Origin of the sequence: Bacillus sp. FSL M7-0307, assembly GCF_038627835.1 — a bacterium.
In the GTDB taxonomy this organism is placed as follows: Bacteria; Bacillota; Bacilli; order Bacillales; family Bacillaceae; genus Bacillus; species Bacillus altitudinis.
Window position 1 is genome coordinate 1,411,450 of the sequence record NZ_CP152023.1, and the last position, 13,625, is coordinate 1,425,074.

10 protein-coding genes are annotated in these 13,625 nt (G+C 41.2%); 9 read left to right on the forward strand and 1 reads right to left on the reverse strand.

Annotated elements, in window-relative coordinates; all coding sequences use genetic code 11:
• The first annotated feature begins 24 nt into the window (after positions 1–24).
• The 4 genes from MHI41_RS07210 (at position 25) to MHI41_RS07225 (ending at position 6,990) form a co-directional block, all read left to right on the forward strand.
• Complete coding sequence (locus tag MHI41_RS07210) at positions 25–306, forward strand: YlaN family protein (protein WP_003212509.1); 282 nt, start codon at positions 25–27, stop codon at positions 304–306.
• A 210-nt stretch (positions 307–516) separates the two neighbouring features.
• The gene (ftsW, locus tag MHI41_RS07215; RefSeq protein WP_008345051.1) at positions 517–1,728 is read left to right on the forward strand and encodes a putative lipid II flippase FtsW; all 1,212 of its coding nucleotides are present in this window, start codon (positions 517–519) and stop codon (positions 1,726–1,728) included.
• Between the two features lie 79 nt (positions 1,729–1,807).
• Entirely contained in the window at positions 1,808–5,254 is a 3,447-nt protein-coding gene (gene pyc / locus MHI41_RS07220) for a pyruvate carboxylase (RefSeq protein WP_342494676.1), read from the forward strand.
• Between the two features lie 302 nt (positions 5,255–5,556).
• Entirely contained in the window at positions 5,557–6,990 is a 1,434-nt protein-coding gene (locus tag MHI41_RS07225; protein ID WP_342494677.1) for a deoxyribodipyrimidine photo-lyase, read from the forward strand.
• Positions 6,991–7,029: 39 nt separating this feature from the next.
• Here MHI41_RS07225 and MHI41_RS07230 read toward each other — a convergent pair whose 3' ends face one another.
• Positions 7,030–7,953, reverse strand: coding sequence for a heme A synthase (locus MHI41_RS07230; protein ID WP_008345045.1), 924 nt, complete (start codon positions 7,951–7,953; stop codon positions 7,030–7,032).
• Positions 7,954–8,342: 389 nt separating this feature from the next.
• Between MHI41_RS07230 and cyoE the strand changes: the two genes are divergently transcribed.
• The 5 genes from cyoE to ctaF all read left to right on the forward strand — a co-directional run bounded on the left by cyoE (position 8,343) and on the right by ctaF (position 13,619).
• Positions 8,343–9,260 (forward strand): heme o synthase, encoded by a 918-nt coding sequence (gene cyoE / locus MHI41_RS07235; protein WP_007499825.1) that lies wholly within the window; start codon positions 8,343–8,345, stop codon positions 9,258–9,260.
• A gap of 279 nt (positions 9,261–9,539) precedes the next feature.
• Positions 9,540–10,607 carry a cytochrome c oxidase subunit II gene (gene coxB / locus MHI41_RS07240; protein ID WP_008345042.1) on the forward strand — a complete coding sequence of 356 codons (1,068 nt, stop codon included), beginning with the start codon at positions 9,540–9,542 and terminating at the stop codon, positions 10,605–10,607.
• A 188-nt stretch (positions 10,608–10,795) separates the two neighbouring features.
• A complete protein-coding gene (gene ctaD, locus MHI41_RS07245) occupies positions 10,796–12,667 on the forward strand; it encodes a cytochrome c oxidase subunit I (protein WP_007499823.1) in 1,872 nt (623 codons plus the stop codon).
• The gene (gene ctaE, locus MHI41_RS07250) at positions 12,664–13,287 is read left to right on the forward strand and encodes a cytochrome c oxidase subunit III (protein WP_089374148.1); all 624 of its coding nucleotides are present in this window, start codon (positions 12,664–12,666) and stop codon (positions 13,285–13,287) included. Before ctaD ends, ctaE begins: the two co-directional genes overlap by 4 nt.
• A gap of 2 nt (positions 13,288–13,289) precedes the next feature.
• Positions 13,290–13,619 carry a cytochrome c oxidase subunit IVB gene (ctaF, locus tag MHI41_RS07255; protein WP_003211520.1) on the forward strand — a complete coding sequence of 110 codons (330 nt, stop codon included), beginning with the start codon at positions 13,290–13,292 and terminating at the stop codon, positions 13,617–13,619.
• Positions 13,620–13,625: the final 6 nt, after the last annotated feature.

The following is a 13,625-nucleotide window of genomic DNA, read 5'->3' on the forward strand; positions in this document are numbered from 1 at the left end:
CGCCTGGGGAACGGAGGGATACTTTTGGCGTCAGAAATTTTAGTCGATCATCGGCAAAAAGCACTGGCTTTATTAAAATTGGATGCAGATAAAATTTTAAAATTGATCCAAGTGCAAATGGACAACTTAACGATGCCGCAATGTCCTCTTTATGAAGAGGTTTTAGATACTCAAATGTTCGGATTATCGAGAGAAATTGATTTCGCTGTCCGGCTTGGATTAGTTGATCAACATGAAGGCAAAAAACTACTCGATAAACTTGAGAGAGAACTATCCGCACTTCATGATGCGTTCACAAAAAAATAATGATTGAAAACTCAAACTTCCACAACTTAAGTTTGAGTTTTTTTGTCCGCCTTTTTATTTTGATTGATGCCAAACGGACTTGATTGTCTCATGAAAGACGAACAATATAAAGAGGTAAAACGGGATCAAACGGAGAAAATGTAGTAGAATAAGAACAGCTAAGAGAAGAGAATATCAAGCAGCAGAAATAGACGTTAGGAAGAGGATTATATGTTAAAGAGAATGCTAAAATCGTATGACTACTCATTATTGTTCGCCATTATATTAATTAGCGCATTCGGCTTGGTGATGGTGTATAGCTCAAGTATGATTACATCTGTGATCAGATATGATGCTGCGCCAGATAATTTTTTCAAGAAACAGCTTTTATTTATGATTGTCGGGGCGGTCATCTTGATTTTTACAGCCCTCATTCCGTATCAGCTGCTCTTAAATAAAAGATTCCAAATTGTGATGCTTTTGCTATCTGTGTTTTCTCTCATTTATGTGTACTTTGGCGGTCACATTGCAGGGAATGCTAGAAGCTGGATCAAATTTGGGCCTTTTAGTCTTCAGCCAGCGGAATTCGTGAAGATCGTTGTCATCATTTATCTTGCTGCTGTCTATGCAAAGAAGCAGCATTATATTGACCATATTTTAAGAGGGGTTACACCTCCAATTGTGGTTGTCTCCATCCTATGCGGATTTATTATTTTGCAGCCAGACTATGGGACAGCTTTTATCATTGGTATGATTGCCCTTGCGATGATTTTATGCTCAGGGTTTAGCGGTAAAACGCTGGCCAAGCTGCTCGCTTTATTTAGTGCGGTGATGGTTGTTGTGACACCGTTTATTATTCTTTTTTGGGATAAAATTTTCACGCAGAATCGTCTTGGACGTTTTGAGAGTTTCCAAGATCCATTTAAAGACGCAGGCGCTTCTGGGCATCAATTGATTAATTCATATTATGCGATTGGATCAGGCGGCTTTTTTGGGCTTGGTCTTGGAGAGAGTGTACAAAAGTATGGATACCTTCCAGAACCGCATACAGATTTTATCATGGCAATTATCTCGGAAGAGCTTGGTTTTTTCGGTGTATTTTTTGTCCTTGCTCTCCTTGGCTTTATTGTCGTGAAAGGTTTTTACATTGCGAGAAAGTGTGAAGATCCGTTTGGAAGTTTGCTTGCAATAGGAATTTCTTCAATGATTGCCATCCAAACGTGTATTAATTTGGGCGGTGTTTCAGGTCTCATTCCGATCACTGGGGTCACACTTCCGTTTATCAGCTACGGGGGATCCTCTATCATTTTACTGAGTGGATGTATGGGAATATTGCTGAATATCAGCATGTTCACTGAATATAAAGAGCGTTATAAAAAGAAAAAATCAATCAGCAAACCATCGATTCAAAAAAATGGATTGCAGAAAACTTTGAATCTTTAGAAAACAAAAGTGTACAGTTTTCATTTCTTCCTTTATTATAGAGTACATATAAAATTTTAAGGGATATGGAGGAGTGAGAATGTCACAGAGAACAATTCAAAAGGTTCTAGTTGCAAACAGAGGGGAAATCGCTATCAGAGTCTTTAGGGCCTGTACGGAGCTCAACTTACGTACAGTGGCCATTTACTCCAAAGAAGACTCGGGCTCTTATCATCGCTATAAAGCCGATGAAGCATATCTAGTTGGAGAAGGGAAAAAGCCGATTGATGCCTACCTTGATATCGAGGGGATCATCGAAATTGCAAAACGAAATGACGTGGATGCGATTCATCCAGGATACGGATTTTTATCTGAAAACATTCATTTTGCAAGACGATGCGAAGAGGAAGGCATCCAATTCATCGGCCCAACTTCTCAACATTTAGATATGTTTGGAGATAAAGTAAAAGCGAGAGATGAAGCGAAAAAAGCTGGAATTCCAGTCATTCCAGGAAGTGACGGGCCAGTTGATTCGGTCAAAGAAGTCGAAAAATTCGGTGAAGAATACGGTTACCCGTTTATTATTAAAGCTTCACTTGGAGGCGGCGGCCGAGGTATGCGGATTGTCAGATCAAAAGAGGAGCTGAACGAAGCCTATGACCGTGCAAAGTCAGAGGCGAAAGCGGCCTTTGGAAATGACGAAGTATACGTTGAAAAGCTGATTGAAAATCCGAAACATATTGAAGTGCAGGTGATTGGAGACAATCACGGCAATATCATTCATTTATATGAGCGTGACTGCTCTGTTCAAAGGCGTCATCAAAAAGTCATTGAGGTTGCACCAAGTGTGTCCCTGTCAGATCAATTGCGTGAAGACATCTGTGAAGCGGCTGTTCAGCTGGCTCAGAATGTATCGTATATCAATGCAGGGACTGTAGAATTCCTAGTGGCAAATGGGGAGTTTTATTTTATTGAAGTCAATCCTAGGGTCCAAGTGGAACACACGATCACAGAAATGATCACAGGTGTCGATATCGTCCAAACCCAAATTCTTGTCGCAAAAGGACATGACCTCCACAGCAAAGAAGTCGGGATACCAAAACAAGAAGATATCTTTACACATGGATTTGCCATTCAATCAAGGGTCACAACAGAAGATCCTTTGAATGACTTCATGCCAGATACAGGAAAAATCATGGCTTACCGTTCAGGCGGTGGTTTTGGAGTACGTCTTGATACAGGAAACAGCTTCCAAGGTGCGGTGATTACACCTTATTACGATTCACTGTTGGTCAAGCTGTCTACTTGGGCACTTACATTCGATCAAGCTGCGGCTAAAATGGTCCGAAATTTACAAGAATTCAGGATTCGTGGCATTAAAACAAATATCCCGTTTCTTGAAAACGTTGCAAAGCACGAGAAGTTTCTAAGAGGGGAATATGATACATCGTTTATTGATTCAACACCAGAGCTATTTAACTTCCCTAAGCAAAAAGACCGCGGAACGAAAATGCTTACTTATATTGGTAACGTTACCATTAATGGATTCCCTGGTATTTCGGAAAATAAGAAGCCTCATTTTGATAAACCAAATGTGCCGAAACTTGCTGTCCATGAAACGATTCCTTCTGGAACAAAACAATTGTTAGACAAGCATGGACCTGAGGGGCTCGCCAATTGGGTGAAAGAGCAAAGCAGTGTACTTTTAACGGATACAACTTTTAGAGACGCACATCAATCCCTGCTTGCAACACGCTTTAGAACACACGACTTAAAGAAAGTTGCGCAGCCAACAGCAGGTTTATGGCCAGAGTTATTCAGTATGGAAATGTGGGGCGGCGCTACATTTGATGTGGCATATCGTTTCTTGAAAGAAGATCCTTGGGAAAGATTGAAAGAGCTTCGTCAAGAAGTGCCAAACACTTTGTTCCAAATGCTATTAAGATCATCAAACGCTGTTGGATATACAAACTATGCGGATAATGTGATTAAAGCATTTGTAAAGGAATCGGCAGAGGCAGGCATTGACGTCTTCCGTATTTTCGACAGCCTAAACTGGGTCAAAGGCATGACGCTTGCCATTGATTCTGTGCGTGAATCAGGCAAAGTGGCAGAGGCAGCAATTTGTTATACAGGTGATATTCTTGATCCATCACGTCCGAAATATGATTTGAAATATTATGTCTCTCTTGCGAAGGAGCTTGAATCCGCAGGCGCTCATATTTTAGGCATTAAAGATATGGCGGGATTATTAAAACCGCAGGCGGCTTATGAACTTGTATCTGCTCTAAAAGACGAGCTCACGATTCCAATCCATCTTCATACACACGATACGAGTGGAAATGGACTCTTCACCTATGCAAGAGCGATTGATGCAGGTGTTGATATTGTTGATGTTGCAGTCAGCTCTATGGCGGGGCTCACATCACAACCAAGTGCGAGCTCATTATATTATGCTTTAGACGGACATGAAAGAAAGCCCGAAATGAATGTTCAAGCGGTTGAACGTCTTTCTCAATATTGGGATTCCGTCAGAAAATATTACCATGAGTTTGAAAGCGGAATGAATTCACCGCATACAGAAATTTATGAGCATGAAATGCCTGGTGGCCAGTATAGTAACCTGCAACAGCAGGCGAAAGGGGTCGGCCTTGGCGACCGCTGGAATGAAGTAAAAGAAATGTACAGACGTGTAAATGACATGTTTGGTGACATTGTGAAAGTGACACCATCTTCTAAAGTGGTCGGAGATATGGCACTTTATATGGTGCAAAACGATCTGACAGAAGAGGATGTTTATGAAAAAGGAGCAACACTGGATTTCCCAGATTCGGTTGTTGAATTGTTTAAAGGTTATTTAGGACAGCCTCATGGCGGATTCCCAGAAAAATTGCAAAAGCTGATTTTAAAAGGGGAGGAGCCGCTTACTGTCAGACCGGGTGAGAAACTGAAACCAGTGGACTTTGAAGAAATCAAAAAGCAGTTCAAAGAATCACATGACTTGACGTTAACAGAACAAGATGCCATTGCATATGCTTTATACCCGAAAGTCTTTTCTGAATTTGTTCAAACAGCAGAAAGCTATGGAGATATCTCTGTTCTTGACACACCTACCTTCTTCTACGGCATGAGACTTGGTGAAGAAATTGAGGTAGAAATTGAAAAAGGGAAAACCCTCATTGTCAAACTCGTGTCCATTGGAGAACCGAATCCGGACGCTACAAGAGTGCTTTACTTTGAACTGAATGGACAGCCGCGTGAAGTGGTCATTAAGGATGAAAGCATCAAATCCTCCGTTCAAGAAAAAATGAAGGCAGATCGCTCAAATCCAAATCACATTGCGGCATCAATGCCAGGCACTGTCATCAAAGTACTTGTTGAAAAAGGACAGAAAATTTCCCAAGGTGAGCATTTGATGATCAATGAAGCGATGAAAATGGAAACGACGGTACAAGCACCGTTCTCAGCAGTCGTGGATGAAATTCATGTCACGAATGGAGAAGGGATTCAAACTGGAGATCTGTTGATTGTCTTAAAGCCTGAATAATGAGTGAGACACATCCACTGCGATGTGTCTCAGCGTGTAGACAAACCCTTGCATTCTTTGTCAGTCCTGCGTGCTGGTGCTCACGAATGTCAAATTCGCTCCGCTCCAGTACTCGTTCTTTTCCTAGACTTCAAGGGCTTTCTATCACGCTGAAAAGAAAACAAAGGGCTAAAATAAAGAGCATTTTAGCCCTTTGTCAACAATCCAAGACACATCCACTGTGATGTGTCTTTTTTTTGAGCGCATTAAAATGTGCAGCCGCCCGCTAGAGTGATTACACTATAGAATGAGGTGAAGAAAGAGTGGAAATTGTCGTGATTTGGTTTCGCCGAGATATGCGATTGGATGATCATATCGCCTTATCAAAAGCGATCACATATGCAAAAAAACATCAGTACCGATTATTTGCTTTTTATCATCTAGATCCGTTTTTTACAGAAATGGAACTGGATTTGAACAACGAACATTTCTTTCAAAACTTGGCCAATTTCGTCAAGGAAGCGAGAGAATCTCACATGTATGTTCATCTCATTCATGATGATATTTTGTCCGCTTTTCAAAAGCTCATGAATGCTTATGACATCAATGCGGTCTTTTTTAATGAGGACGAAGTAGGAAATGGTCGAACACGTGATGAGCAAGTGACCCGTTTCTTAGAAGAAAAGGGTATTCATGTGTCAAAGTGGCAAGATACGCATCTGCATGGGGCGAGAGATATTTTAAAAGCGGATGGGTCTCATTATCAAGTGTTTACTCCATACTATCAAGCGTGGCGGAAGCAGGAGAAGCAGTCTGTGATAAAAGTTGACAAATCATTTCTGAGCAGTGAGCACACGATTTGTGATGAGTCACTTTCTGAAAAGGGAGATGAGAAACTAAGGGACATCATCAAGAAATGTTCAAGGAAATTCGATCAGATTGGGTCAGACAAAGCGAGAAGCACGCTAGGCGGCTTTATTCAAGAAAGATTGACGCGTTATCACGAGAATCGAGATATTCCGTCTGTTTTTGGGACGAGCAAGCTGTCTCGGTTCTTAAAAACCGGGACCATTTCTATTCGCACGATCTTTCATGCTGTCAATGAGGAAGAACTTTTTGAAGATGAGGGCAAGGAAACATTTATCAAAGAGCTGGCATGGCGTGATTTTTATCATATGATCTTTGCGCATTATCCAGAGATGAAAGAAAAAGAAATCAACTCCTCCTTTCAACATATAAAATGGAATGATGATGAGACACTTTTTGAAGCTTGGTGTAAAGGACAAACAGGCTTCCCACTCGTTGACGCAGGGATGAGACAGTTAAATGAAGAAGGCTGGATGCATAACCGTTTGAGAATGGTGACGGCTTCATTCCTGACAAAAGATTATTTCATCGATTGGAGAAAGGGCGAAGCGTATTTTGCGAGAAAACTTGTCGACTATGATGAGGCTTCGAATATTGGGGGATTTCAGTGGGCGGCCTCTGTTGGAACGGATGCGGTTCCTTACTTCCGTATTTTTAACCCAACGACCCAGTCGAAACGATTTGATCCAAGTGGAGAATATATTAGAAGGTATGTACCAGAACTAAAGCATGTGAATGAAAAATGGATTCATGAACCGAGTAAAATGCCGATAGATGAGCAGATGAAATCGGGGTGTGTGCTGGGGGATATATATCCTCTGCCTACAGTCGATCATCAAGAAAGACGAAAAAGAGCCATTTCGACATTTGAAGAAGCGAAACAAACATAAAAGAAATCCCCCTTTTCGGATGAAAGGGGGATTGTATGTTTATCTGAAAGGCTCTCTATTTTCATATTTAAACCGGGCAATGAGTAAGCAGAAGTAGCATAGTACCCCAAACAAACAAGAAATAAAGAATGAATGAGCAAGCGCATAACCGAGTGCGAGCTGAGAATAAACAGACATGACACCAGAGATCGCTTGAAGTGTAATCAGAATGGCTGAAATGATCCATCCATAATACAGCTGCTTTTGTTCTTTATAATGTTTAAGGGCATGGAACATCGCAACAAATATCCAAACGAATAAAAGAAGGGCTGCTGCTCGGTGAGACATTTGAACCCATTGATTAAAATACGCTGGAAGTGCGCCGTCTTTTGAACAAAATGGGAAGACAGAGCATGCAAGACTTGATTTTGTATGTCTCACATAGGCGCCCGTATACACCACAATATACGTATATGTGATCAACCCATAAATATGGAACTGCATTCTTTTGCCGATATGAAGCGGCTTCACAAGCTTTGTTTCAGATCTGGTTGCTTCAAACACAAGCAGTGCCAGCAGTAAAATGGAAGCAAAAGAAATCAGTGAAATACCGAAGTGCAGTGCCATGACAAGTGCGTTAGAACCAAACACAACGGCGAGTGCCCCTAACAGCGCTTGAAGCAGTAAGAATATAATGGACATGATGACCAAAAATTTGGTTTCACGGAATACTGGACTGATTTTTTTCCAGCATAAGACCGCCAGTGCCAGTACAAGAATGGTGGAAACTCCTGTTGACATGCGGTGGCTCCATTCGATAATGGAAGCAGGGTTCATTTCTGGAAAGAAACGACCGTGGCAAAGGGGCCACTGTCTGCCGCAGCCAAGACCGGAGCCAGTTTTCGTCACAAGCGCACCGCCAATCAGAACGATCAGCATCACAAATGTTGTGACAACGCTCAATAACCTTAAAGCAAATTTCATCAAATGATTTCACCTTCTCTAAATAACTTCTGATCTAAATGAAAACCTCACATGCTCTCAAGTTTAAGCCAAATGCGTGTTCTGTTGCAATTCATAATGACCAAAGTTCACAAAAAAATGATATGTTAGTTCACAAAGTTTACAGATTTAGAGTGCTTGATCTTTCTTTGACAGTCTGATAGAAATAGAGGAGAGAATATTTCATTTTGCACCGCCTTCTGAAACGCACATCCTAATAAATTCACGAAAAGTTCACAAATAACTTCAAGTTTGTCGTTTATTATTTAATAGGATGTTTTTTTACAGCTCTTTATCTTGTATGATAGAGTTGTAACGATTTTACGTTTTATTCGTTCGTTTGAAGGTTTGGGCAAGGGAGGTTATACACATTGGCAAATTCCAAAACAGCCGCGGAAGCAGCTATTCATGGACAAATAGAAGAAACAACCGCTTTAAAAGATTTTCTTGCTCTTATTAAAATGGGCATCGTCAATTCCAATTTCATTACAACATTTACTGGAATGTGGCTTGCTTTTTATTTTACAGATATGAGTTTCCTTGGGAATCTTGATATTGTTCTGTTAACAATGATTGGTTCTTCTCTTATTATTGCCGGTTCATGCGCCATTAATAATGCGTTTGACCGTGATATTGATATACTAATGGAAAGAACAAAAACAAGACCGACGGTGACAGGTAAAGTTCAGCCGGGTCAAGCGTATGCATTTGGTATTCTGCTTGTTGTACTTGGACTGATTATGCTTTTGATGACAACTGTTACATCAGCAGTGATTGGATTTATCGGTGTCTTTACTTATGCAGTTCTATACACGATGTGGTCTAAACGCCATTACACCATTAATACAGTCATTGGGAGTGTATCTGGTGCGGTTCCGCCATTAATTGGCTGGACAGCTGTTACAGGCACCATCGACACAACGGCTTGGGTCCTGTTTATGATTATGTTCATCTGGCAAATTCCGCATTTCTTATCACTTGCGATTAAGAAAACGGAAGATTACCGCAAAGCAGGTATTCCAATGCTGCCAGTTGTTTACGGCTTTGAAGTCACAAAACGCCAAATCATCATTTGGACAGCATGTCTTCTCCCGCTTCCATTTTTCTTAGGTGGATTAGGATGGCCGATTGTCGCACTTGGCACATTGCTGAACATTGGATGGCTCGTAATTGGTCTTATGGGCTTTAAAATGAAAGATATCATGAAGTGGTCAACACTCATGTTCGTTTATTCATTAAACTACTTAACGATCTTTTTCGTTGCGATGATTATTATTACACTATTCTAGAGTGAAATACACTTTGATCACATCAAAACAATGGCTATATCTTATAACACAACATTTTCTTACAACTATGAAAGCCGCCTGATATTCAGTTCTATTTAGGCGGCTTTCTGTTTATACATAGATGGTATTTTGAGTAAAAACATCATTTTTTTATGAAAAGAGGAAATGTAAGTGCTTTTATAAGAGGCGGGGGTTATGGATGGGTGAAAGGTGATTTTATAAATAAGAGGTAAAAAGCGAAAGGCAAAGGAGATCAAGCAAAAGGGGTTGGGACAAATTATGATAAGAAAATGGCGAGTTTATTCACTGTTTCTTTTACTGACGCTCGTTTTGGCGGGCTGCGGTGAACCATACTTATCAACACTCAAGCCAGTTGGGGAAGTAGCAGATAAACAGTTTTTCCTAACGGTACTGAGTACACTTATTATGGTTCTTGTCGTTATTGTTGTATCGATCATTTTCTTTTACGTCATCATTAAATTCAAACGTTCTAAAGTGGGAGAAGATACGATTCCTAAACAGGTAGAAGGGAACCGTAACCTCGAAATTACGTGGACAGCGATTCCGATACTTCTACTCATTATTCTCGTTGTACCTGTTGTGGCATATACGCTTGAGCTAGGGGATACAAGCGCCATGGATAAGAAAAAACGAGATCCTGAAAAAACACTTGTTGTGAATGTAAGAGCCAGCTTATATTGGTGGGAATTTGAATACCCTGATTATGGGATTGTGACAAGTCAGGAATTGATTGTTCCAACTGACCAAAAGGTTTATTTTAAGCTGAAAGCATCCGATGTGAAACACTCTTTCTGGGTTCCATCGGCTGGGGGTAAAATTGATACAAATACAGACAACGAGAACAAGTTTTATTTAACATTTGACTCAAAACGAACGAAAGATGCTGGAGAATATTTCTATGGGAAATGTGCGGAGCTTTGTGGTCCATCACATGCTTTAATGGACTTTAAAGTTAAAACGCTTTCTCAAGATGAGTTTTTAGGCTGGACGAAAAAGATGGCAGATTATAAGAAGCCTGCATCAACGTCAGATCTAGCCCTTGAGGGTGAAAAACTCTTTAAAGAGAAAAACTGTTTAAGCTGTCATGCGGTAGAGCCTGGAGATGAACGGCCAGAGGCGGCAAGGACTGCTCCAAACCTTGCAACCTTCGGAGAGCGGACAAAAGTAGCTGGAATTAAAGACATGAACAAAGAAAATGTCAAAGCATGGCTGAAAGATCCAGAGAGCTTTAAACCAGGTAATAAGATGACAGGGACGTACCCTAAACTAAATGACTCAGAAGCAGATGCACTCTACGAGTATTTAAAAGGTCTTAAAATACAGTAAATGCCTTGAGCAGCTTGAAGTTGCGCACATTCAAAAGGGTATACGATCTATGTGAAGTTTTTGTTAAGAGCTCCCGAATAAGTCTCTACATCCAAGAATAAGTCATCTGTCAGATATAGTCTGTTTTTAGAACGTGAAGATAGACATTGATATGAAAAGGGGCAAATGGGAGATAAGAGGGGGATTTCATGGTGAGTACAATAGCTAAAAAGCGGGGGTTTGGCGCTGTCTTATGGGATTACTTAACGACGGTTGACCACAAAAAAATTGCCATACTATATTTAGTGGCAGGGGGATTTTTCTTTTTAATTGGTGGCCTGGAAGCGATGATTATCCGTATTCAGCTAGCCATCCCTGAAAATGATTTTGTGAGTGCAGGGTTTTACAATGAAGTCATGACGATGCATGGAACAACGATGATTTTCCTTGCAGCAATGCCGCTTTTATTTGCATTAATGAATGCGGTTGTACCCATTCAAATTGGTGCACGTGACGTAGCGTTTCCATTTGTGAATTCACTTGGTTTTTGGCTGTTCTTTTTCGGTGGTATTTTCTTAAACCTTGGATGGTTTATGGGCGGGGCACCTGATGCAGGCTGGACTGCCTATGCGTCGCTCACGCTGAATTCAGAAGGGCACGGCATGGATTTCTATATTTTAGGGTTGCAGATAGCGGGTATTGGTACGCTAATTGCCGGAATCAACTTTCTTGCAACGATTATTAATATGAGAGCGCCAGGTATGACGTATATGAGAATGCCGCTCTTTACTTGGACGACGTTTGTGGCATCTGCGCTAATTTTATTCGCATTCCCGCCGCTGACAGCAGGACTTGCGATGCTGATGCTTGATCGAATGTTTGATACGAGCTTTTTTAATCCAGAGCTTGGCGGAAATACAATCATCTGGGAGCATTTGTTCTGGATTTTCGGACACCCAGAAGTATATATCTTAATTTTGCCGGCATTTGGGATTTTCTCTGAGATCATTCCAGTGTTTGCAAGAAAAAGGCTGTTTGGTTATTCGTCCATGGTGTTTGCAACTGTATTAATTGGTTTCCTTGGATTCATGGTGTGGGCACATCACATGTTCACAACAGGACTTGGTCCAATTGCCAATGCGATCTTTGCCGTAGCCACGATGGCGATTGCGGTGCCAACTGGAATTAAAGTATTTAACTGGTTGCTCACCATATGGGGCGGTAATGTGAAGTTTACAACGCCGATGCTATATTCAGTTGCGTTCATTCCGTCATTCTTACTTGGCGGTGTAACCGGCGTCATGCTTGCAGCAGCAGCAGCGGATTATCAGTTCCATGACACGTACTTCGTTGTGGCGCATTTCCACTATGTCATTATCGGTGGTGTGGTCTTCGGTATTTTAGCAGGTGTGCATTATTGGTGGCCGAAGATGTTTGGGAAAATACTGAATGAGAAGCTTGGGAAAATTGGCTTTGTGCTGTTTTTCGTCGGTTTCCATTTAACGTTCTTTATCCAGCATTTTCTCGGTCTTTGGGGCATGCCGCGCCGAGTCTTTACATTCTTGCCAGGTCAGGGTCTAGACCTTGGGAACTTGGTCAGTACGATTGGGGCACTGTTCATGTTTGTAGCAGTTGTCATCATGCTGATTAATATCATCTGGACGACAGCAAAAGGGGAGCGTGTATCGGGCGATCCTTGGGGAGATGGAAGAACGCTTGAATGGGCAGTATCTTCACCTCCGCCAGAATATAACTTTAAGCAGCTGCCTCTTGTGCGGGGACTTGATCCATTATGGATTGAGAAAATGGATGGTAAAAAAGGAATGACAGCATCTGAACCGCTCGATGATATTCACATGCCGAATAATTCCATCTTGCCTATCATTATCTCATTCGGTCTATTTGTGTCAGCGTTTGGTTTTATGTATCGTCAAGAACACAGCTGGGGTCTACCGGTGATCTTCATTGGTCTTGGCATCACGTTTGCGACCATGCTCGTTCGCTCTCTTAAAGATGATCATGGATACCATATTCACAAAGAAGATTTGACGGATGACGATGATAAAGGGGTGAAAGCATAATGGAACCACAAAAAATGACAGCGGAAACCTTTCCGGCTTCTCCTGAGAAAGCCACGTTAGAAGGAAAGAATAAGTTCGTCGGGTTCTGGTTGTTTCTTGGGGGAGAAACGGTCCTGTTTGCATCTTTGTTTGCCACTTATTTGGCGCTGAAAAATTCAAATGCAGGCGGCGCAACAACAACTGAAATGTTTGACCTCACACTTGTCTTTATTGCCACAATGCTTCTGTTAACGAGCAGTTTAACGAGTGTGTATGCTATGTATCATATGAAAAACTTTGCCTTTAAAAAAATGCAGCTTTGGTTAGGTGTAACCGTTCTTTTAGGTGCTGGATTTTTAGGGGTAGAAATTTATGAGTTTTATCATTATGTGCATGCGTATGAATTTACCATTACGAGCTCTGCACTTGGCTCTTCCTTCTATACGCTTGTTGGAACACACGGGGCTCACGTCGCATTTGGACTTTGCTGGATTACCGCTCTGATGATTCGGAATATGAGACGCGGACTCGATTTATACAATGCACCAAAATATTATGTGGCGAGCCTTTATTGGCACTTCATTGATGTTGTGTGGGTCTTCATCTTTACCGTTGTATATTTAATGGGAATGGTGGGATAAGAATGGGAAATAAAAACACAAATCAGTCCAAAGTCGATCTTGTCTATCGGAAAAAGAAAAATGCCGAAGAAATGAAGCATCAGCTCATTTCTTTCGGCTTGATGATTGGTTTAACGTTTGTTGCCTTTTTAACAATCGCCTCTGAAGACGTCGGAAATTGGTTCGCTGTCCCTTTTATTTTACTGCTTGCAGTGATTCAGGTGGCTTTTCAGCTTTATTATTTTATGCACATGAACCAAAAAGGGCATGAAACACCCGCGTTGTTTCTTTACTCAGGTGTGTTTGTCGCGTTTATTACCGTTTTAGCCTTTTTGACCATTATTTGGTGGTAAGCTCGC

Bases quoted from the DNA above. Each gene is read 5' to 3' on its own strand.
- ctaF (WP_003211520.1), top strand. From the start codon at position 13,290: ATGGGAAATAAAAACACAAATCAGTCCAAAGTCGATCTTGTCTATCGG.
- coxB (WP_008345042.1), top strand. From the start codon at position 9,540: ATGATAAGAAAATGGCGAGTTTATTCACTGTTTCTTTTACTGACGCTC.
- MHI41_RS07230 (WP_008345045.1), bottom strand. From the start codon at position 7,953: ATGAAATTTGCTTTAAGGTTATTGAGCGTTGTCACAACATTTGTGATG.
- ctaD (WP_007499823.1), top strand. From the start codon at position 10,796: ATGGTGAGTACAATAGCTAAAAAGCGGGGGTTTGGCGCTGTCTTATGG.
- ftsW (WP_008345051.1), top strand. From the start codon at position 517: ATGTTAAAGAGAATGCTAAAATCGTATGACTACTCATTATTGTTCGCC.
- pyc (WP_342494676.1), top strand. From the start codon at position 1,808: ATGTCACAGAGAACAATTCAAAAGGTTCTAGTTGCAAACAGAGGGGAA.